This is a genomic window from Fulvivirga lutea, from assembly GCF_017068455.1.
Taxonomy (GTDB): Bacteria; Bacteroidota; Bacteroidia; order Cytophagales; family Cyclobacteriaceae; genus Fulvivirga; species Fulvivirga lutea.
Window position 1 is genome coordinate 3,148,569 of the sequence record NZ_CP070608.1, and the last position, 25,800, is coordinate 3,174,368.

The 25,800-nt window shown below is 41.1% G+C and carries 4 protein-coding genes; all 4 read right to left on the minus strand.

Going from position 1 to position 25,800, the window contains the following annotated elements; genetic code table 11:
* Position 1: 1 nt before the first annotated feature.
* Positions 2-20,104: a PKD-like domain-containing protein gene (locus JR347_RS14125; protein WP_205721237.1), complete on the minus strand. Its 20,103-nt coding sequence runs from the start codon at positions 20,102-20,104 to the stop codon at positions 2-4.
* Positions 20,105-20,288: 184 nt separating this feature from the next.
* Positions 20,289-21,518: a hypothetical protein gene (locus tag JR347_RS14130; RefSeq protein WP_205721238.1), complete on the minus strand. Its 1,230-nt coding sequence runs from the start codon at positions 21,516-21,518 to the stop codon at positions 20,289-20,291.
* Positions 21,519-21,527: 9 nt separating this feature from the next.
* Positions 21,528-22,556 carry a porin family protein gene (locus JR347_RS14135; RefSeq protein ID WP_205721239.1) on the minus strand — a complete coding sequence of 343 codons (1,029 nt, stop codon included), beginning with the start codon at positions 22,554-22,556 and terminating at the stop codon, positions 21,528-21,530.
* A gap of 60 nt (positions 22,557-22,616) precedes the next feature.
* Positions 22,617-25,736 carry an nSTAND1 domain-containing NTPase gene (locus tag JR347_RS14140; protein ID WP_205721240.1) on the minus strand — a complete coding sequence of 1,040 codons (3,120 nt, stop codon included), beginning with the start codon at positions 25,734-25,736 and terminating at the stop codon, positions 22,617-22,619.
* Between the last annotated feature and the right edge of the window lie 64 nt (positions 25,737-25,800).

A 25,800-nucleotide genomic window follows, 5' to 3' on the forward strand; every position in this document is an offset into this window, starting at 1 on the left:
TTTATCGCCTGTTCATCACCGCTAGTTTTCTATAAATTAGCGGTTTATTTTGTGCCTCAATAATTACATAGTAAACTCCGTTTCTTAACTCTTCAGTAGAAACTGTATACAAACCAAGTGCATTAAACTCAAGGTTACCACTAATTACCGAAACGCCTCTTTGATCTACTATTTTCCAGGTATAGTCTGATAATGCTATATCCTCTATCAAGAAGTTTACTCTTCCATTAGCTGGGTTAGGATAAACTGAAATAGACTTTGCTTGCTCCATAACATCTTCTCCAATGCCAGTTACAATTGATTCATTTTGATTTTGAGCCTTCTTCTGAACAGTACCGTATATTTCGCGTGAACTCTTATTCTGAACGAAAGCAACTAAGTAGAGATTTGCCGGCTCGAATATTTCAACATCAATCTCCCAATTTATGTCTACCGTTTCCGTCTGACCAACAACCCATGTATTATTGATACTCTTTCCTTCTCCACCTAGAAGTAGTTTCTTCAAAATGTTGTTGTAGACCTGAGCACTGCCATCTAAAACCACATTATTTTCAATCAAAGCTACTTGTAAAGTAACAACTTCATTAATTGCCTGACGCGCAGTAAATGTTGCTCTTACTGATAACTCTTCTGCACTTGTGGATAATGTATCTATACTTATATCAAACAATGGATTAATAAGTGCTCTTCTATCTAGCTCTCTGGTTGTAATTCCAAATGTATTTCCATTAAAGCCTGAGTTTGACCCATCCAATAGACTACTTGGTGCTTGTGACACCCCGTAATAAATACTTCTAGCACTAGGATCACCTGGATTAGCTTGATTAAATATATCAGTACCCGTATCGTTAATATGATACTGTATTGAAGTAAAGTCAACAGTATCAAATTCATCAATCTGCGAGTTTTTAAGACTTTCAATATGAATGTCGGCATCCCTCGAACTTACTCTACCTAAATCAGTAAAGTGTTCCAGAAATACCAATCTCTGTTTCTCTCCAACGTATACATCATCAAAGGCAAACCCATTAATCTGATCTTCCGAATTATCTGAATTACTACCAAAAGCCACTCTTAACAATACATTGGAAACTCCTTTAACTGCATTCAGGTTATGGGCCACTTCTACCCATTGTAGTGTTCCATCTTCACTCTTTTGAATTTCACCTGTCCAACCAAAGCCAAAGTCCTGATCTCCTGGTTTAGATGAGATAGATCCAGAGTTATACCAATTAATACCTCCCTCGTTTAAGCCACCTAAATTCTCCCAGTTAATACCTCCATCAGTAGAATACTGCAATACTGCTCCGTCAAATCCCTGGTCTGTAGAAGAAATAATTTTCATACTAACCATTGGCCTATTCAAACCTGATAAGTTGAAGCATGGGCCGTTCACCCAACTTTGTTCGTCATTATAATAACCTGTGCCATTTTCACCAGTCCACCAGAAACCGTCACCAGAATATTTTGGTAAAATACTTCCAGATCCTGCGTTTGAATACACCCAACTATTCGGACTATTCAGGTTAGGGTCTCTTAACAACTCTACTTCTTCAGCCCAATCTCCATCATTAGTATCAAAAGATTCAAAATAAGGGAATTGATTAATTTCTGTCTGTGGTAAAATATCTATATTCTGAGTGTAAGATTTAATACAACCTAAGTCAGTTTCTACAGTTAAGGTAACATCATAGTCTCCAACATTAAAATACTTATGCTCTGGTGCGGCCAGTGTACCAATTGTCTCTGAACCATTACCATGAAGCTCATTAAGAGTTGTTGATCCTGCACCCGAAACGGTAACTCCATCAGAGAAATCCCAAGTATAGTTACTAATTGATCCTACGTTCAAATCTGTTTCATCAATGAAGGCTGTAAAATCTCCGTTACATACACTTTGCCAACTAAAGAATACATCTGGTTCTTCACCTATGGTCACTGATCTATCAATCACAGTGGTTGTACATGTTTTGCCATCAGTAGTAGAAGTTACTCTTAATGTAACGAACTTCTCTCCAGGCGATAAAAACTGAACGACTGGATTCTGGTCGGTTGAACCAAATATTAAAACGTCATTTTCATCCTTAAATTCCCAATCCCACTCTGTTATCGCTGCTGAAGCAAATACTGAATTATCAATTGTAGATAAATCATTGAACGTTATTGGTTGGTCAATACAGTTTGAACTCTCAACAAAGTTCACTTCAGGCACAGGCAATACCTCAAAAGTTAATTCAGCTGTACTAGTAGCTCCACTTGAATTGGTGAATGAATAAGTTACAATGTGTGTGCCCACATCTGCGTCAGCTGGATCAAATTCATAATTAGTTCCACCAACATTCGCCACACCTGTACCTGTCCAGGTACCACCAGTTGGATTAGCTTCAAGAAGTACAGGTGGTTCTGAAAGGCAAACCTGAACATTATCGTTACCTACATCAATTGGTGTGGTACCGTTTATAAAAATAGACTTAGTAATGGAATTAGTACAACCAGTAGATGGTTCAGTGTAGGTGTAAGTAACAAAGTTGTCTTCCTCTACATTGGCACCTGCAGGATTGAAAGAGTTACCTGATATTCCATCTCCTGAAAATATACCACCAGAAGGGGACCCAAACAATGGTATTGGCGGATCATTTTCGGCTGCATCAGCTGGTAAGCCATTGAAATCAACTACTGGCAAGGAGTTAATAGTAACTGTAATTTGGTCACTCACCGCAGTACAAGGTCCAGCGCCATCCGGATCATTTGTGGTTAAAGTGAAGGTCACAAAACCAGCCAAACTATCAGTAACATCAAAAGTATATTCAATAACTTCACCATTCACCACAGGATTATTACTATAACCTGATGCATTATTTCCTCCAGTCCATACGCCAGAAGTTGCAGCTCCAGTTATAGAAGCAGATAGGCTTATGCTTCCTTCATCAGCACAAATAGCGTAATCGAAACCTGCAAATACAACTGGTCTTGGATTTACATTAACAGTAACATCCTCGAAAGCTCCGGAACAACCATTGGCATTTGGAGTAATTCGATAAGTCACACTACCTGAAGGTGAATTATTATTTACAAAGAGTGTTTGATTTATTGCTGTTCCAGAACCATTAGCAGCACCAGAAACATTATTGACATTGTTTATCACCGTCCAGCTAAAATTGGTGTTTGAAACATTATCAGGCGCTCCATTTATAGTAATGTTCGTTGTTTCACCTGAACAAAGTGTCTCATCTGCTGATGCGGTAATCGTTGGAGTTGGATTAATGGTTACTATTATGGATTTGATATTTCCATTACATCCTCCTGCATCAGGTCTAATATTATAAGTTACTGTTTGGGTAGTAGTAACTCCTGGCGCTAATGTCAAAGTTTGAGCAATAGTAGCAGTATTTGGTCCTCCCGAACCTGCAGATTCTCCAGCAACATTAGGGTTATCAACTACCGTCCATGAATAATTTGTTCCTGCTATATTATTAGGATTAGTAAGTACAATATTGGTTGTTTCTCCTTCACAAATGGTTAATGCATCAACAGATGTATTCATGGTAGGAATTGGGTTAATAGTAATAGTTCTTGAAATCGTAGAGGCACTTATGCATCCATTAAGTGTTGCTTCAAATTCATAAATTACTGTTTGCACCGTGTTTGTGGTGTGCGATAAGATATTTGATATATTAGCTCCATTTAAGAATGTTGCTCCAACTGGAAGTACTCCTTGTATCTGAGCCGAAGATGCTGTAACATTAATAAGTTCAATAACTGCACCAGAGGTAGTTGAAGTAATATCGATATTCGCTGATTCACCACTACAAATTGTTGGAGCATTATTTATTACATCAAAATTAGGGTCTGGACTTACTTTTACAGTAATGAACTGACTTGCAGGAGAGGCAGTTACCGGACATAAATCTGTGGTTGTAACATTAAATTCATAAATAACATCTACAGCAGCAGTAGTTGTATTTGTAATAACCTCATTTATGTTATCTCCATTTGAATATACAATAGGTGCAGTAAGTGTACCACTCGCTGCTCCATAATTCACACTAACTAGATTTATCTGCCCATTTAATGTTGGAGTGTTTAAATCAATATCAACTTGATCTCCACTACAAATAAGAGTTTTGTTATTTGTTAAAGTAAGAGTTGGATTTGGATTCACAGTTACTACTGTTGAGAATGGTCCTACATCATCAGGACACCCATTCACTTGAATACTGAATTCGTAGGTAATTGAGATGGGGTTGTTCGTATTATTTGTTAATACATCAGTAATTGCCACAGTACCTGCACCAGGAGTAAATGTTACTCCAGGAGTTGTAAAACCTGACACATTACTCGCATTAGTAACAGCATCAAGTCTAATAATTGCATTATCTGTCAAACTTGATAATTCAATATTTGTTGATGATCCACTACAAATTTCTGTATTGATATTATTAATGGCCATTACTGGTTGCGGTTCAATAGTTACTGTAATATCAAATGGATCACCTGCACAATCAGCTGGTGTTGCACTAATTGGAGTTACACGATATACAACATCTTGAGGTGAATTATTAGAATTATTGAAAACATCATTTTGAATAGCAGTTGAAGCCAAGCCAGTCCCTGTTGTTGGCGTCCCAGTAATTCCGGCAGCCTGACTTACTAACGAAACATCCCATCGGTTTGCTGTTACTGACACTCCATTAGTCACTAATACAAGACCAATTGGATCATTACTACATACAGTTTTAGCTGAAATAGAAGGAGCAGTTACTGGCTCAGGTAGTACCGTTACTGTGATATTAAAAGCATTACCAGCACAATCTTGAGGTGTGGCGCTAAATGGAGTTACTCGATAAATTATTCTTCCAGTCGTATTGGAAGTATTTGTAAAGCTATCTCCTGATAATGCTCCTGTTGCAAGCCCTGTGCCTGTTGTTGGAGTTCCTATTAGATTAACATCCTGGCTTACTACTGAAATATCCCAACGATCAGCAGGTACTGATGAACCATTCGTAGTCAATAATGCACTCAACAACTCATCACTGCAAATAGTAATACTCGCTAAAGCAGGATCTGTTACTGGTTCTGGCTCAACCGTTAAGGTTACATTATATGCATCACCCAAACATCCTGCAGCAGTAACCGGAATAACCTCGTACACTACGTTTCCAGAAGTTGAACTTACATTGGTAAAGACATTATTTTGTATTGCTGTAGCAGACAAACCACTTCCCGTGGTTGGTGTTCCTGAAACATTTGCATCCTGACTAATCAAGTTCACAGTCCAACTTGATACTGGACCTGAGGTTCCAGTTGTGGTTAAGGTAATTCCAGTAATTTCATCACTACATACTGTTACTGGAGTTGTAGTATTTACTACTGGCTCAGGCCTTACAGTCACTGTGATGTCAAATGGGTTTCCTGCACAATCATTTGGTGATGCTGTTATTGGAGTTACTCGATACACTACATTTCCTGGTGTAGAGCTAATATTGTTGAATACATCTGACGCCAACGCCCCTGCAGCTAAGCCTGATCCTGAAGTTGGTGTTCCTGTTACATTTGCATCCTGACTTACTATGGATACATTCCAACGATCGGCCAAAACAGAACTTGGATTTGTATTTAAAATCAAACCTGTTGCTATGTCACTGCAAACTGAAATAGTAGATAGTGATGGATTAGTTTCAGGCTCAGGTTGCACAGTCACTGTAATATCAAATGCATTACCCACACAATCATCTGGTGAGGCACTAATTGGTGTTACTCTATAGACAACTCTACCAAAAGTCACACTTGTGTTTGTATAACTATCACCTGCTAATGCTCCTGCTGCTAGTCCAGTTCCTGTAGTTGGAGTACCAGTAAGGTTAACATCCTTACTTACTAATGACACATTCCATCGATCTGCCGCTACTGATGTACCATTGGTGATAAGCGTAATTCCTAATACATCATCACTACATAACCCTACAGCCGATAGTGTTGGATCTGTCACTGGTTCAGGCTCAACTATTAGTGTTACATTATATGCATCACCCAAACATCCTGCAGCAGTAACCGGAATAACCTCGTACACTACGTTTCCAGAAGTTGAACTTACATTGGTAAAGACATTATTTTGTATTGCTGTAGCAGACAGTCCACTTCCAGTGGTTGGTGTTCCTGAAACATTTGCATCCTGACTAATCAAATTCACAGTCCAACTTGATACTGGGCCTGAGGTTCCTGTGGTAGTTAGAGTAACTCCTGTAACTTCATCACTACATACTGTTACTGGAGTAGTAGTATTTACTACTGGCTCAGGATTTACAGTCACTGTGATGTCAAATGGGTTTCCTGCACAATTGTCTGGTGCTGCTGTAATTGGAGTCACTCGATACACAACGTTTCCAGGTATAGAGCTAATATTGTTGAATACATCTGACGCCAACGCCCCTGCTGCTAAGCCTGATCCTGAAGTTGGTGTTCCTGTAACATTAGCATCCTGGCTTACTATGGATACATCCCAACGATCAGCAGCAGCTGAGCTTGCCGTTGTTATTAAAGTCAAGCCAATAGAAACATCGCTACAAGCAGATACAGAGGCAATTGATGGAGCTGTTTCCGGAACTGGCTGCACTGTAACTGTTATGTCAAATGGATTTCCAGCACAATCATCTGGTGAGGCACTAATTGGTGTTACTCTATACACTACTCTACCAAAAGTTCCAGAAATATTAGTGAAACTATCACCTGCTAGTGCACCTGCTGCAAGTCCAGTTCCTGTAGTTGGAGTACCAGTAAGGTTAACATCCTTACTTACTAATGAAACATTCCATCGATCTGCTGCTACTGATGTGCCATTAGTAGCAAGTGTAATTCCTAATACTTCATCACTACATAATCCCACAGCCGATAGTGTTGGATCTGTTACTGGTTCAGGTTCAACTGTTAATGTTACATTATATGCATTACCCAAACATCCTGCTGCAGTAACCGGAATAACCTGGTACACTACGTTTCCAGAAGTTGAACTTACATTGGTAAAGATATTGTTTTGTATCGCTGTAGAAGACAATCCGCTTCCTGTGGTTGGTGTTCCAGAAACATTTGCATCCTGACTTATCAAATTCACAGTCCAACTTGATACTGGACCTGAGATTCCTGTGGTTGTTAAGGTAATTCCAGTAATTTCATCACTGCATACTGTTACTGGAGTAGAAGTGTTTACTACTGGCTCAGGATTCACAGTTACCGTAATATCAAATGGGTTTCCTGCACAATCATTTGGTGATGCAGTAATTGGAGTTACTCGATAAACTACATTTCCTGGAGTGGAGCTAATATTGTTAAATACATCTGATGATAATGCTCCAGCTGCCAAACCTGGTCCTGAAGTTGGTGTTCCTGTTACATTTGCATCCTGGCTTACTATGGATACATCCCAACGATCAGCCACAACGGATACTCCATTTGTGAGCAAAGTTAACCCAATTGCATTATCACTACATACGCTTAATGAAGACAGTGAACTGAGGACTACTGGTTCTGGCTGTACTGTAACCGTTATATTAAATGGATTACCAGCACAATCATCAGGTGAGGCACTAATTGGTGTAACTCTGTATATGATATTACCGGATGAGTTACTTGTATTAGTAAAGCTATCACCTGCTAATGCTCCTGCTGCTAGTCCAGTTCCTATAGTTGGAGTACCTATAAGGTTAACATCCTTACTTACTAATGACACATTCCAACGGTCTGCTGCTACGGACGTACCATTAGTGACAAGTGTAATTCCTAATACTTCATCACTACATAATCCCACAGCCGATAGTGTTGGATCTGTTACTGGTTCAGGTTCAACTGTCAATGTTACATTATATGCATTACCCAAACATCCTGCTGCAGTAACTGGAATAACCTGGTACACTACGTTTCCAGAAGTTGAACTTACATTGGTAAAGATATTGTTTTGTATCGCTGTAGAAGACAATCCGCTTCCTGTGGTTGGTGTTCCAGAAACATTTGCATCTTGACTTATCAAATTAACAGTCCAACTTGATACTGGACCTGAGGTTCCTGTGGTTGTTAAGGTAATTCCAGTAATTTCATCACTGCATACTGTTACCGGAGTAGTAGTATTTACTACTGGCTCAGGGTTTATAGTCACAGTAATATCAAATGGATTTCCTTCACAATCATTTGGTGATGCAGTAATTGGTGTCACTCGATACACTACATTTCCTGGAGTGGAGCTAATATTGTTAAATACATCTGATGCCAACGCCCCGGCTGCCAATCCTGGTCCCGAAGTTGGTGTTCCTGTTACATTAGCATCTTGGCTTACTATGGATACATCCCAACGATCAGCATTTACTGACACTCCATTAGTGGCTAGATTAAGACCAATTACATTATCACTACATACGCTTAATGTAGCGAGTGAGCTTAGGACTACTGGTTCTGGCTGTACAGTAACCGTTATGTCAAATGCATTGCCAGCACAATCATCTGGTGAGGCACTAATTGGTGTAACTCTATAAATAACTCTACCGGAAATACTAGAAACGTTGGTGTAGCTATCCCCTGCCAATGCTCCTGCTGCAAGACCAGTTCCTGTAGTTGGAGTTCCAGTAAGGTTAACATCCTTACTTACTAAAGAAACATTCCATCTATCTGCTGCTACCGATGTACCATTAGTAGCAAGTGTAATTCCTAATACTTCATCACTACATAATCCTACTGCTGACAATGTTGGGTCAGTCACTGGTTCAGGTTCAACTATTAATGTTACATTATATGCATTACCCAAACATCCTGCTGCAGTAACCGGAATAACCTGGTACACTACGTTTCCAGAAGTTGAACTTACATTGGTAAAGACATTATTTTGTATCGCTGTAGCAGACAACCCACTTCCAGTTGTTGGCGTTCCTGAAACATTTGCATCCTGACTAATCAAATTCACAGTCCAACTTGATACTGGACCTGAAGTTCCTGTTGTGGTTAAGGTAATTCCTGTAATAGCGTCACTGCATACTGTTACTGGAGTAGTAGTGTTTACTACTGGCTCAGGATTTACAGTTACCGTAATATCAAATGGATTTCCCGCACAATCATTTGGTGATGCAGTAATTGGAGTCACACGATAGACTACATTTCCTGGAGTGGAGCTAATATTGTTAAATACATCTGATGCTAATACCCCGGCTGCCAATCCTGGTCCTGAAGTTGGTGTTCCTGTAACATTCGCATCCTGGCTTACTATGGACACATCCCAACGATCAGCATTAACTGACACTCCGTTAGTAGCTAAATTAAGACCGATTGAATTATCACTGCAAGCAGATATTGTTGATAAAGTAGGTTCTGTCACAGGCTTTGGCTGAACTGTAACAGTTATGTCAAATGCATCTCCTGCACAATCCTCAGGTGATGCAGTAATAGGTATTACCCTGTAAACTACCCTTCCTGAAATACTTGAAACATTGGTATAACTATCTCCAGACAACGCAGTTGCTGCAAGACCGGTTCCTGTAGTAGGTGTTCCTGTAAGGTTAACATCTTGACTTACTACCGATACATTCCATCGATCTGCTGTTCCTGATGTACCATTTGTTATCAGGTTTATGCCTAATACCTCATCACTGCATACCCCTACTGTTGATAATAAAGGATCTGTAACCGGTTCAGGATTTATGGTAACTGAAACTGTGTATGGATTTCCTGAACATCCAAATGGACTGCTTATTGGGGTTACCGTATAAATCACTACCTGTGGACTTGTTGAAGTGTTGATCAGCACATCATCAAGAATTGAAGAAGATTGATTAGAAGTACTTTCACCAGAAACTTGTCCATTAGGAGTAGTAGCTAACCAAGTGAAGGTACTACTCAATCCACCAGAGATATCTGACTGCAAGTTTCTAGATAATGCCTCACCACTACAAATAGTTGAATTGTAATTAGACGCAGTTGAAACCGGTTCAGGATCAACTGTTACCGTTATATTAAATTGATTTCCTTGACAGCCATCAGCACTTGTAGGTGTAACTGTGTATACTATATCTTGAGGAACTCCAGATGTATTCGTGATGATATCATTGATTACACTTCCTGATGTATTTCCTGAATTTTCTCCTGTTACATCTGGGTCGGCATTATCTGCAGCGGACCAAACAAAGGTGCTTAATACACTATTGCTTAAATTTATATTATCCTGTAAGCTGTAATTTAATGCTTCATCACTACAACCAGTTATAGTTCCAGCTGCGATCGTAGTTCCTACAGGTTCAGGGTTTATTGTAACTGTTATATTAAATGGGCTTCCACTGCAACCACCACCACTGTTCGGTATTACTCTATATACAATATCCCCTGATGTACTGCTTACATTATTGAAAGTGTTATTAAAAATAATAGTTTCAGCTAATCCTGTGCCGATTACTCCAACTGAAGGACCGCCAGTTAAATTTCCATCCTTACTAATAACTTCTACATCCCATGAAGATGCCGATCCGCCTCCTTCTAATAACAGAGTTACCCCAATTGGGTCATCGCTACAAGCAGTATTAAATGCAAGATTTGAAGCAGTAACTGGGCTAGCCAACACAGAAACTGTTGCGCTGCCTGTAAGTGATACAGCTTCACAACCAGTTCCTAAATCAACAGCGCTAACTAAGGTATAAGTTGTTGTTGCGAGTGGTGTAACTGAAACTGTGTGTCCATTACTTACTCCAGTAATAATAATATTTGAACTTCCATCTGTATATATAACATCATAATTTGGACCAGTACCTGTCAATGAAAATGTAAGATCTGTACTTACTCCTGGACAAACAGATGTTGATCCCGAGATTGATGCTGTAGGAAGTGTTTCAACTGTTACGCTAAATGTTGTAGCTGAAGCTGCAGTGCACCCATTGGCATCTGTATAATTCACACTTACTGATTCAGCTCCCGCGCTTCCCCAGTCAACTGTTATGGTATTATCTGAAGTTGTACCTCCTGCAGTAACTGTTGCTCCCGCGCTAACATTCCAAATATAATTAGTCTGACCAGCTAATGTTGAATAAACTACTCCAGTTTCATTTTCACAAACATTTGAAGCACCTGATATTGTTGGTGTTGGAAGTGGAGTCACCGTCACAATCACATCTCTTCCTACACTCTCACAACCCGTTAAACTGTTTACACTGTAAATCGTATATGTCACACTGCCCGATACATTTGCTGCATCTAAGGTCAAGGTCTGAGCTATTGGACCTGCTACTGGCGTACCTATGCTTCCCTGTGCACTCGCTCCTGTCAAACCACTCACTGCACTTATCGTCCAACGGTAGCCATCACCTGCACCATTTGGTGTGCTTAATGCTATATTCGTAGTTCCACCATCACAGATGCTCTCTGCTAATGGACTTACACTTAACGTTGGTATCGCATTCACCGTCACCGCCTGGCTCGCACTACCAAAACAGCCTGTCGCTGTGGTCGTTTGAACTACACTCACACTTCCTGCTCCAGCTGTGTTCCACGTTACTGTAATACTGTTCGTGCCTGTTCCTGCTGTAATCGTACCACCTACTACCGTCCAATTATAAGTATCGCCTCCTACTGCTGGCACACTGTAGGTCGTTCCTGCATCGCCTACACATACGGTCGTAGCACTTGGCGTTATCGATGGAACTGGATTTGGATTTACCGTGACATTATAGGTCGTAGCACTTAACGCATCACAACCACTCGCATTATCATAGTTCACACTTACACTCTGTGCGCCTACTGTACTCCATGTTACCGTGGCCGTATTATCTGTGCCCGTACCGCCTGAAGTAATTGTACCGCCCGCACTTACTGACCATACATAATTGCTCTGACCTGCCTGAGTCGTATAAACTGCTACATTGCCATCACATACATCGTTATCACCACTTACCGTTGGACTTGGTATCGCATTCACCGTCACCGCCTGGCTCGCACTACCAAAACAGCCTGTCGCTGTGGTCGTTTGAACTACACTCACACTTCCTGCTCCAGCTGTGTTCCACGTTACTGTAATACTGTTCGTGCCTGTTCCTGCTGTAATCGTACCACCTACTACCGTCCAATTATAAGTATCGCCTCCTACTGCTGGCACACTGTAGGTCGTTCCTGCATCGCCTACACATACGGTCGTAGCACTTGGCGTTATCGATGGAACTGGATTTGGATTTACCGTGACATTATAGGTCGTAGCACTTAACGCATCACAACCACTCGCATTATCATAGTTCACACTTACACTCTGTGCGCCTACTGTACTCCATGTTACCGTGGCCGTATTATCTGTGCCCGTACCGCCTGAAGTAATTGTACCGCCCGCACTTACTGACCATACATAATTGCTCTGACCTGCCTGAGTCGTATAAACTACTACATTGCCATCACATACATCGTTATCACCACTTACCGTTGGACTTGGTATCGCATTCACCGTCACCGCCTGGCTCGCACTACCAAAACAGCCTGTCGCTGTGGTCGTTTGAACTACACTCACACTTCCTGCTCCAGCTGTGTTCCACGTTACTGTAATACTGTTCGTGCCTGTTCCTGCTGTAATCGTACCACCTACTACCGTCCAATTATAAGTATCGCCTCCTACTGCTGGCACACTGTAGGTCGTTCCTGCATCGCCTACACATACGGTCGTAGCACTTGGCGTTATCGATGGAACTGGATTTGGATTTACCGTGACATTATAGGTCGTAGCACTTAACGCATCACAACCACTCGCATTATCATAGTTCACACTTACACTCTGTGCGCCTACTGTACTCCATGTTACCGTGGCCGTATTATCTGTGCCCGTACCGCCTGAAGTAATTGTACCGCCCGCACTTACTGACCATACATAATTGCTCTGACCTGCCTGAGTCGTATAAACTGCTACATTGCCATCACATACATCGTTATCACCACTTACCGTTGGACTTGGTATCGCATTCACCGTCACCGCCTGGCTCGCACTACCAAAACAGCCTGTCGCTGTGGTCGTTTGAACTACACTCACACTTCCTGCTCCAGCTGTGTTCCACGTTACTGTAATACTGTTCGTGCCTGTTCCTGCTGTAATCGTACCACCTACTACCGTCCAATTATAAGTATCGCCTCCTACTGCTGGCACACTGTAGGTCGTTCCTGCATCGCCTACACATACGGTCGTAGCACTTGGCGTTATCGATGGAACTGGATTTGGATTTACCGTGACATTATAGGTCATAGCACTTAACGCATCACAACCACTCGCATTATCATAGTTCACACTTACACTCTGTGCGCCTACTGTACTCCATGTTACCGTGGCCGTATTATCTGTGCCCGTACCGCCTGAAGTAATTGTACCGCCCGCACTTACTGACCATACATAATTGCTCTGACCTGCCTGAGTCGTATAAACTACTACATTGCCATCACATACATCGTTATCACCACTTACCGTTGGACTTGGTATCGCATTCACCGTCACCGCCTGGCTCGCACTACCAAAACAGCCTGTCGCTGTGGTCGTTTGAACTACACTCACACTTCCTGCTCCAGCTGTGTTCCACGTTACTGTAATACTGTTCGTGCCTGTTCCTGCTGTAATCGTACCACCTACTACCGTCCAATTATAAGTATCGCCTCCTACTGCTGGCACACTGTAGGTCGTTCCTGCATCGCCTACACATACGGTCGTAGCACTTGGCGTTATCGATGGAACTGGATTTGGATTTACCGTGACATTATAGGTCGTAGCACTTAACGCATCACAACCACTCGCATTATCATAGTTCACACTTACACTCTGTGCGCCTACTGTACTCCATGTTACCGTGGCCGTATTATCTGTGCCCGTACCGCCTGAAGTAATTGTACCGCCCGCACTTACTGACCATACATAATTGCTCTGACCTGCCTGAGTCGTATAAACTGCTACATTGCCATCACATACATCGTTATCACCACTTACCGTTGGACTTGGTATCGCATTCACCGTCACCGCCTGGCTCGCACTACCAAAACAGCCTGTCGCTGTGGTCGTTTGAACTACACTCACACTTCCTGCTCCAGCTGTGTTCCACGTTACTGTAATACTGTTCGTGCCTGTTCCTGCTGTAATCGTACCACCTACTACCGTCCAATTATAAGTATCGCCTCCTACTGCTGGCACACTGTAGGTCGTTCCTGCATCGCCTACACATACGGTCGTAGCACTTGGCGTTATCGATGGAACTGGATTTGGATTTACCGTGACATTATAGGTCGTAGCACTTAACGCATCACAACCACTCGCATTATCATAGTTCACACTTACACTCTGTGCGCCTACTGTACTCCATGTTACCGTGGCCGTATTATCTGTGCCCGTACCGCCTGAAGTAATTGTACCGCCCGCACTTACTGACCATACATAATTGCTCTGACCTGCCTGAGTCGTATAAACTACTACATTGCCATCACATACATCGTTATCACCACTTACCGTTGGACTTGGTATCGCATTCACCGTCACCGCCTGGCTCGCACTACCAAAACAGCCTGTCGCTGTGGTCGTTTGAACTACACTCACACTTCCTGCTCCAGCTGTGTTCCACGTTACTGTAATACTGTTCGTGCCTGTTCCTGCTGTAATCGTACCACCTACTACCGTCCAATTATAAGTATCGCCTCCTACTGCTGGCACACTGTAGGTCGTTCCTGCATCGCCTACACATACGGTCGTAGCACTTGGCGTTATCGATGGAACTGGATTTGGATTTACCGTGACATTATAGGTCGTAGCACTTAACGCATCACAACCACTCGCATTATCATAGTTCACACTTACACTCTGTGCGCCTACTGTACTCCATGTTACCGTGGCCGTATTATCTGTGCCCGTACCGCCTGAAGTAATTGTACCGCCCGCACTTACTGACCATACATAATTGCTCTGACCTGCCTGAGTCGTATAAACTGCTACATTGCCATCACATACATCGTTATCACCACTTACCGTTGGACTTGGTATCGCATTCACCGTCACCGCCTGGCTCGCACTACCAAAACAGCCTGTCGCTGTGGTCGTTTGAACTACACTCACACTTCCTGCTCCAGCTGTGTTCCACGTTACTGTAATACTGTTCGTGCCTGTTCCTGCTGTAATCGTACCACCTACTACCGTCCAATTATAAGTATCGCCTCCTACTGCTGGCACACTGTAGGTCGTTCCTGCATCGCCTACACATACGGTCGTAGCACTTGGCGTTATCGATGGAACTGGATTTGGATTTACCGTGACATTATAGGTCATAGCACTTAACGCATCACAACCACTCGCATTATCATAGTTCACACTTACACTCTGTGCGCCTACTGTACTCCATGTTACCGTGGCCGTATTATCTGTGCCCGTACCGCCTGAAGTAATTGTACCGCCCGCACTTACTGACCATACATAATTGCTCTGACCTGCCTGAGTCGTATAAACTGCTACATTGCCATCACATACATCGTTATCACCACTTACCGTTGGACTTGGTATCGCATTCACCGTCACCGCCTGGCTCGCACTACCAAAACAGCCTGTCGCTGTAGTCGTTTGAACTACACTCACACTTCCTGCTCCAGCTGTGTTCCACGTTACTGTAATCTCATCTGTTCCTGCTCCTGCCGTAATCGTTCCTCCTACTACCGTCCAATTATAAGTATCGCCTCCTACTGCTGGCACACTGTAGGTCGTTCCTGCATCGCCTACACATACGGTCGTAGCACTTGGCGTTATCGATGGAACTGGATTTGGATTTACCGTGACATTATAGGTCGTAGCACTTAACGCATCACAACCACTCGCATTATCATAGTTCACACTTACACTCTGTGCGCCTACTGTACTCCATGTTACCGTGGCCGTATTATCTGTGCCCGTACCGCCTGAAGTAATTGTACCGCCCGCACTTACTGACCATACATAATTGCTCTGACCTGCCTGAGTCGTATAAACTGCTACATTGCCATCACATACATCGTTATCACCACTTACCGTTGGACTTGGTATCGCATTCACCGTCACCGCCTGGCTCGCACTACCAAAACAGCCTGTCGCTGTGGTCGTTTGAACTACACTCACACTTCCTGCTCCAGCTGTGTTCCACGTTACTGTAATACTGTTCGTGCCTGCACCTGCTGTAATCGTACCACCTACTACCGTCCAATTATAAGTATCGCCTCCTACTGCTGGCACACTGTAGGTCGTTCCTGCATCGCCTACACATACGGTCGTAGCACTTGGCGTTATCGATGGAACTGGATTTGGATTTACCGTGACATTATAGGTCGTAGCACTTAACGCATCACAACCACTCGCATTATCATAGTTCACACTTACACTCTGTGCGCCTACTGTACTCCATGTTACCGTGGCCGTATTATCTGTGCCCGTACCGCCTGAAGTAATTGTACCGCCCGCACTTACTGACCATACATAATTGCTCTGACCTGCCTGAGTCGTATAAACTGCTACATTGCCATCACATACATCGTTATCACCACTTACCGTTGGACTTGGTATCGCATTCACCGTCACCGCCTGGCTCGCACTACCAAAACAGCCTGTCGCTGTAGTCGTTTGAACTACACTCACACTTCCTGCTCCAGCTGTGTTCCACGTTACTGTAATCTCATCTGTTCCTGCTCCTGCCGTAATCGTTCCTCCTACTACCGTCCAATTATAAGTATCGCCTCCTACTGCTGGCACACTGTAGGTCGTTCCTGCATCGCCTACACATACGGTCGTAGCACTTGGCGTTATCGATGGAACTGGATTTGGATTTACCGTGACATTATAGGTCGTAGCACTTAACGCATCACAACCACTCGCATTATCATAGTTCACACTTACACTCTGTGCGCCTACTGTACTCCATGTTACCGTGGCCGTATTATCTGTGCCCGTACCGCCTGAAGTAATTGTACCGCCCGCACTTACTGACCATACATAATTGCTCTGACCTGCCTGGGTCGTATAAACTGCTACATTGCCATCACATACATCGTTATCACCACTTACCGTTGGACTTGGTATCGCATTCACCGTCACTGCCTGGCTCGCACTACCAAAACATCCTGTAGCTGTAGTCGTTTGAACTACACTCACACTTCCTGCTCCAGCAGTATTCCACGTTACTGTAATCTCATCTGTTCCTGCACCTGCCGTAATCGTTCCTCCTACTACCGTCCAATTATAAGTATCGCCTCCTACTGCTGGCACACTGTAGGTCGTTCCTGCATCGCCTACACATACGGTCGTAGCACTTGGCGTTATCGATGGAACTGGATTTGGATTTACCGTGACATTATAGGTCGTAGCACTTAACGCATCACAACCACTCGCATTATCATAGTTCACACTTACACTCTGTGCGCCTACTGTACTCCATGTTACCGTGGCCGTGTTATCTGTGCCCGTACCGCCTGAAGTAATTGTACCGCCCGCACTTACTGACCATACATAATTGCTCTGACCTGCCTGGGTCGTATAAACTGCTACATTGCCATCACATACATCGTTATCACCACTTACCGTTGGACTTGGTATCGCATTCACCGTCACACCTATCGTGTTGCTCATCTGTGCATCACAACCCGTTGTCGCATTGATCGCCAATACATTAAATGTCGTACTCGATGTTAAAGCCCCTGTCGGTAAATCAATCGGTGCCGCTAATCCTGTTCCTGCAACAGGTGAACCTATCGCTACATTACCTACATTGTTTCGTAGCTGATAATTTACTCCTGACTCACTGTTGGCTATCTGTACATTCGTGGAGCCTCCATTGCAAATACTAGCATCTGCTATTGTCACCGGCAATGCTGTCGGTATAGGATTTACAGTGATCAATTCTGTATCCGTTAAATCCACACTACATAATGTGGCAGCATTTGTAGCTGTTACTTTAATCGTTACTGGACTGCCTGGGAGATTAAAAGCATTGCTAGTAATAACAATGGGAGTAACAGCCGAACCAGTACCAGCAACAACATTACTCATTGAGATTGCTCCATTAAACAGCTCATAATTAACACCAGCTTGACTATTGGCTATAGAAAATGTCAGAGTACCACCATCGCAAACACTTGTTGAACCCGGAGTAACTAGGAGGCCAGAATTAGGTAATGGATTAATTGTTACTACAATACTTGCTGCAGGACCTTCACATCCTGATACTGTTTGAGTGACATAATAAGTACTTGATCCAGCTATACTAGTATTAACACCAAGATCAGTCAAAGGGTCAGCTACAACGCCACTGTGAATATTGGTAGTTAAAGAAGCATCACTGTACCATTCTAAATTACTTTCTGCAACGTTGAAATCAGCTACCAAGGAAGTTTCACCCACACAATAATTCAAAGTAGAATTATCAGGAGTGGGAGCTCCTGGTAAGCCTGTTACTGTAATAGCTTGACTTGGGAAATCATCATTACAACCTGTTAAGGCATCAATAGCTCTTACAAATAAACTAGTTTGGGATGTAGATAAGGCACTAGTTGTAAGATTAATATTACCTGACGTTCCTGCTGCTACGGAACTTACAGATGAACTTGTATTATCAAAAACTTCATAATTAACTCCGGGAGTACTAGAAACAACTTGTACTGTAATCGTTTGACCTGCACAAACACTCGTTGAACTATAATTGACAGTTAGGGCAGTGCTTGGTAGTGCATTAATAGTGTGAGTAATTGTGCTGGAAATAGCACTACAAGTACCATTCTCATAAGCAATAGCGTAAATTTCATCTGCATTATTTAACGTAGTTAGATCATATGTAGCATCAGCACTAGGTCCCTGAACAGAGACATCATTCACGAAAAACTCATATGTAACTGGTAAGCTTGGTGAACCACCTGTAGATGTTGTGAAGGTAACAGATTCACCATCACAACTTGTATTAGCCGTAGCAGAGCTTGATATATTGGCAGAAAATCCCCCACTTACTGTGACTGTGGCCGTATTAGATAATACAGCCTCGCAAGGATTACCCTGAGATGCAACGACTTGAAATGTAGTACTAGATGTAAGTGTACCTGTTGGTAGACTGATAGTACCTCCGGTACCCGCAACGGGAGATCCGATATCAACAGGGCCCGCAGTGTTTTGAAGCTGATAATTAATACCTGTTTCTGAAAGAGCTACATCTATTGTTGTAGATTCATTAGAACATATAGTAGGGTCACTGGCACTAACACTTAGACTTAAGTCTGGATCTTGATAAACAGTAACACCTTGAGAAACAGTGCAAGGAGTAAAGGATACAAAATCATCAGTTGCTACTGACCAGTTAGTTAAATTTCTTCCTGGTGTTCCGTAATACTCAATAGTACTACCTCCTACTATGTTTTCACCCCCGACAACACCCGATATTCCTTGTACTCTATTGCCACCATCACTATCAATGTTCTGAGAATGAATTTCAATAGCGTTTGTACCTTCATAGAGTTTTATCTGCATGTTCACCGTATTAAAACTTCCTCCAGGTGCAATCCAATGAGGAACATCAGCATACTCTACGACAAAAACACGATTGGGTGAAGACCCAAAAACCTCGTATCTAATAACTGGTATGAAATTGTCAAAATCAGACGGATCCAAATCATCCCATGCTCCTGCGATATAAAAATACGGCTCACTCGTGTCTGATAAATTTTCTGGAGAAGCATCAATTGTCGCTGAATTTATAAAAGTTAGATAGCCATTAGAAGAAATATAAACTGTTGAGAAATTAGTTCCTAATAGATTAAAAGTAAATCCTAAACTCACCAAGGCTGAGGCATCGTCTCCCAATCCTAAATCAGAAGTAGTTAATGTAGACCAAGATATAGTGGAGGATTGATTAACCTCATAAGCAGAGTAAGTAATGGTGTGGTTACCAATACCAGCAACAGAAGGATCGAAGGATGTTCCAGATATGCCTGAACCACTTAAAATACCACCTGAACTATTAATAGCGTCATTTGGAGACAATGTAAGAAGTACACTTCCATCAGATTCACAATATTCAGTAGCTAGACCTGTAATTGTGCATTGAGCCTGTGAATATTGAGGTATACAATAAATAATGCTAACCATTAAAAAGGTTAGCCAAAATGGGAATTTAACAAATGAGTTTACTATTCTCATAGAAAGCGATAAGCCAAGCACAACTGTTTATATAATATATCTTCGTATTGTAACCTCAATTTAAGAAGCTCAGTTAAATAAAAAATTTATAAGTTCCTCTAAACCATTAATTTATCTAAAATGTAATTAATATCTATGGTTTTAGTTCTCCTAGAGAACTAGTTTTAATAAAAGCAATCTTTCTTTGGCTTTCCAGATCAACTGTTCCTAAAATATAAATTGAACCATCAGCTGCCTGATTAACTTTTGCAGCAGCATCGTTATCCACACCTCCGAATGATTTAGTCCAAACAATACTTCCAATATCTGATATTTTAATTAACTCTATATCTCCACTAACACCAAAATTTGAAGTGCCTAACACCAAAAAACCACCACTTACGGATTGAGAAATGGAAGCTGCGTTGGCAACATTTTGTAAACTTAAATTTGAAGAACTTACAAAATTTATATTACTTCTAACACGTGCTGTAAAAATACTATTGATACCTTGTTGAATAGAAGTGCCTACCATAGAATAGCCACCATCTATAGTATTGATAATTTGTGTTGCATTTTCGTTTCCTAACGTTCCATAATATTGTGTTTCAAACGTTGAGGTTGCATCACCCAAGTTATTCACAGGAAACAAGATCATATTAAACCCATCTTGCTGTTCACCTGAATTAGGATCGTCAGAGGTTCCAAAGTAAATGAATGAACCGTCTGGGCGTTCAACTAATTGCTGCCCTATATCTACTCCAGCCAATCCAGTAATTTCTTTCCATAAAAATGATTCTACTTTTTGGAGACTGTTATTCAATCTTATTGAATAAAAATCTTGCAAATCAGTAGCAGGATTATAAACTGCTTTGTTAATATCCACATTCTCAGTTGACCCAACGCCAATAATATCTTGATTTGAAGCTACCAATATGCTATTTATTTGTTCTGAAGTACCAGGAAAGCCAAAAACAGCACTGTCTATTTTTACGCCATCAGGACTCACTTTTAAAATCATTACATCGGTAGCAGCGGAATTTTGTTCTGTTAGTGTTGCACTAATAATCAAATTCCCAGAAGCATCTAATTCTAAATCTGATGGGTCTTCATTTTGATTACCCCCAAATGTATTAGACCATATTTCATTTCCTACTTCGTCTGTTCTGGTTAGCCAGATCTGTGAAGCCGAGTTTGATAAAATACTTTTCCCCAAAACAACAAACCCACCATCTGAGAGCGATACAAAATCAACTCCCTCCTGATCACCTGAATCTCCGTAATACTTTATGAAGTAATCCTCGAACCTTGGCTCAAGACTATCTTCAGTATCACATCCTGACATGATAGCAATCAATACGATATATAACAGATATCTTATCACTAGTAAATTCTATTTGTCAAAAAGTCGTCTGAACAATCCTTTTTTCTCATCAATCTTTCTTGGTTTATACAATGGCCAAATGTAGCCAGCAGTAACTTCTATATTCGTTAACCGTTTATAGTCGTCAACCATACCATATTTGTACAAAAGCGATTGATTTGAATACTGATTATTTTCATCAACAATGTTATTCATTCCCCATGAGTATCTGGCATCCAGGAATAAATAATTATACCCTATCCGATACCTCACTCCAATACCACCAAGAATATTATGATTGACTCTATTTCTTAAGTCAATTAAATTCTCCTCGGGTCCGGTTACACTAATTTCTGACCTGTCACCTTCTCCGGAAATAACAAGATCTTTTAACTCCAATTCAGCTCGCGCTCCAATCAGGTAATTAAATGAATAACCTGCATAAACATAAGGGTGCCAATCGTTGAATTTCATTCTATATTTTAGAAATATGGGAACATTTAACATTGACTGAATTTCCAACATATCTTGAGCGTCACCATTGAATAAAGTGTTTTTGTAATTATATCTCCTATTACTGTAATTTAATTCCAACCCTAGGCTTAGGTGATTGCTTAAGTTCAGCTCAGCGCCACCACCTAAGTTAAACCCGGCACCCATAGAATATTCTTCTTGCGACTGCTCTGTATTATCAACCCCAAAATTTACAATTGAAGATGCATTTGTGAAGTTTAATCCTCCTCTAGCATACAATATAAATATGGGTGTTGTAGTAAATTTTTCATTTAGGTAAACAATATCAACAGGATCATTCTCTGGATCCACTGTATATTCAGGATCAAGTCTAAGAAGCTTTAAATAACTGTCTTCAGCACTTATAGGATCATCTATAAGCAAGTATGTTCTTGTTAGAATTAAGTAAGACTCTATTTTTTGAACCTTATTAAATCCATTATCTAAACATGGTTTTAAAATTGCGGGAATAGAATATAAATGCCCTCTCTCAAAGTTTGTTCTGGCTTGTTCAAGCGTATTTGTACAATCTACCTTTTGAGCCAAGGCAAAATTGCAAAACGATATAAGTAACCAAACTATAGAAAGCCTTTTTAACATGTATTTTTAATAGTCTTCAACCAATAAGTTAACACATGTTGCTCTGTACTTGATGTCATCACCCACATATGTTTTCCATTCTTCTTCTGTCATGTTTCTTTTTATATACTCACAAAGCTGATCTGAAAATTTATCGGGGTTGGTAGGCCACAACCTCACATCTCCATCGGCACATGCAGAAATAATATATTCCGAATCTGAACTAAATTTAATATCCCATACATAGGCATCGTTATCCGTTATCCTAATTGGTAATTCACCCAATTCTTTCACCGGCCACATCTGAATAACTCCATCAAAGCTTCCGGAAGCCATCAATTTATTGTCTGGGCTGAATGCAATAGTACTAACCCTACCCTTATGGCCTACTAGTTCATACAATATTGCTTTCGAATTGGCATTCATTACATGAATTACTCCTTTTTCATCACCAAATACGATTAATTTGTTATCCTGACTAAACTGAACACTGTGAATTGGTACCCCTGGATTATTAAAAATCACACTTTCCGATTTACTCTCAAGATCGTATAACGTCAAATTACCTTCGATTGTACCAGCAATTAACTGGCTACCGTTAGAATTAAGATCAATTGCTTTCAACTCAAATTGAGTATTCATGACCAATTCTGATCTTAATGACTCTATATTATTACGCCTTATCGTTCTATCACTTCCAGTTGAATAAAACTCATTATTGCCATTGCTAAACTCTACGTCATTAACATAACCTTTATGTCCAGTAATTTTACTGGTTGAGTTAGTTTCTGTATTAAGTACTTGAATATAGGCTGAGTCTGAAGCAATAGCCAACCATTGATCATTATTACTAATTGATAATGCTCTATTTGGGAACTGATTGGAAAATAGGCTCATATTATTTGATTGATCTTCGGTTGTGCTCTTTACTAGTTTTCCCTGTGTACCTGTGGTGAAATAGTTAGGACTATTATTAGCCACTGCTACCGATCTCACAGCATTTCTATGCAGTTTTGGTATTGTATTGTAATCTCTGCCTATAAAATCAGCGGTAGCGGCATATAACCCATTATATATGTATGGATCATAATGTCTTCCTTGGTACTCGTCAAAAAAGATTTTAGCCTGCTGTGCAAGTGCACCCTTTAGGTCATTATCTTCAATAGACAAGGATTTAACTGCCATAGATTGAGCAATTGATTGATACAATAACCTTTGGGCGTCTCTATAGTTTTCTTCAGCTCTTTTGAACTGATTTCTCGCTTCATCCCTGGCTTCCTGAGCAACAACCTTCTGATCATTGGCAATATTCGTTTGTTCCTGGGCAATTTGAAAGTTCTGTTCTGCTCTCAATCGCTCATACTCTGCTTTGCTGAGTGCCTCCTCTGCCCTTTTACGTTGTTCGTTGGCATCCGCCAATGCTTCTTCAGCCTTTTTTGTTTGCTCTTGCGCCTCAATTGTGGCTTCGTTTGCAATATCTCTTTGTTTTTGCGCCTCTATTTTTTCTGCTTCTGCTAATTCAGCCTGACGTTTGGCTTCCGTACTTTGTGTTAATGCATAAACGAAAAAGAGGATACTTATAACTGCGGCAAATCCCAAGAAAATAGCTACCGCCTTGGTTCGCTTGACCAAACGCTTTTGTAGCATTTCCTGATTACGCTGCTCTGCCTCGTAGGTTATTCTACTAGTATCTAGAAAAACGATGGCTCTTTCAAAGGCTTCGTCATACCTTCTAGCCCAAGCCCGTGTAGGTTTCTGCTTTTTCTGCCAGTTTAGTGCTAATTGTAAATCAGGTGGCCGCCATAAGCCTGTTCTTCCTATCTGATACATTGCAGCTGCCTCAGACAGTCTTCGATACATTTGAGCAGATTCAAACTCCTCATCCACCCAAACTTTTAGGCGGGTCCAAATTCGCATCAAACTCTCATGTGAAATCTCTATAAGTGAATCAGAGTTTAACCGAACATTTGGTGGCGGCATTAAAAATGATCTTCCAGGAGCTCTGAAGTGATCCACTACTTCTATAACCTCCTCTTCGGTGGCATCGGCTAAATCAGCAACAAAGCTTAATTTAACCGGCCTTCTCATACCAAAATTATTTGAAGATTTCTCAGTTAAAGACTTAAAGAGGATCTCTGCTATTTCCTTTTGTCTTGAACTTAATTCATCAAAAGTTTCATTCGCATGCTGAGATAACGCCTCTGTGATTCTACCAATCGCGTTGTAATGGCCAATATCCATCGGCTCACCTTCCTCCTTATTTTTAAGCCAGTAGTTCCACGTACGCATTAAAGCGTGCTGCAGAATAGGAAGTTGATCTTGATTATCTCCTAAATCATTTAGTAGCCTTTTTAATAATCTCTCAGAAATTTGTCCGCCACCAACAGCAATAGGCCCTTCAATTGCCATTCTCTTTTGGTCGCGAGACATTTGAGGAACCAGGTAGTTGCTTTCATTAATCAATTGCGTTAGTCCCGGAAACTTGGCACATTCTCCCACATAATCCGAGCGCATTGTAATAGCAATGTAGACAGGGAATTGACTATTTCGACAAGCATCAAGAATAAGGTTTACATATAACCTCGCTTCTTCGGCTGACTCCTGATCTGACGTACCATATCTGAATAATTCCTCAAACTGGTCAATAAAGATTAAGGTATTCTGTTTTTGCTTCTGATATTTTTTTGCTAATACTTCTACCAGTCCATTTGGATCAGTCCTAAGAATAGAAGAAATTACTCTTCTGTTTATTCTAGCCTCTTCTTTATTCATATAACCATAATCCAAGCTGCGTTGAATTGAGGAACCTAGATTATGTATAGGTGAAGTGCCCGGTCTGGTCATTATAATATTCCAGTCAGGACCAACTTCAGTCATGAATCCACCATAAACGACTGGAACAACACCACAATAAATTAAAGAGGATTTACCGCTACCAGAGTAACCCATAACAGTTACAAACTTGTTGGTAGCAAGTTTTAATAAAACTTCGTCAACCTGGCTCTCACGGCCAAAAAACAGATGATTTTCTTCAACGCTAAAAGGCCTTAACCCAGGAAATGGGTTATTAAGAACAACATCATTCTGAACGTTTACATCACTAATAGTATGTTCTTCTTCATTCTGATGTAGTTCATAATTTAACATATGAAGAATTATTCAAGCTTAAAAAATAAATAATAGACAACGAAAATTTTCGCTAAAGTACTTA

Excerpts from the sequence above, each read along its gene's own strand:
- JR347_RS14125 (WP_205721237.1), bottom strand. The coding sequence starts at position 20,104 with ATGGTTAGCATTATTTATTGTATACCTCAATATTCACAGGCTCAATGC.
- JR347_RS14140 (WP_205721240.1), bottom strand. The coding sequence starts at position 25,736 with ATGTTAAATTATGAACTACATCAGAATGAAGAAGAACATACTATTAGT.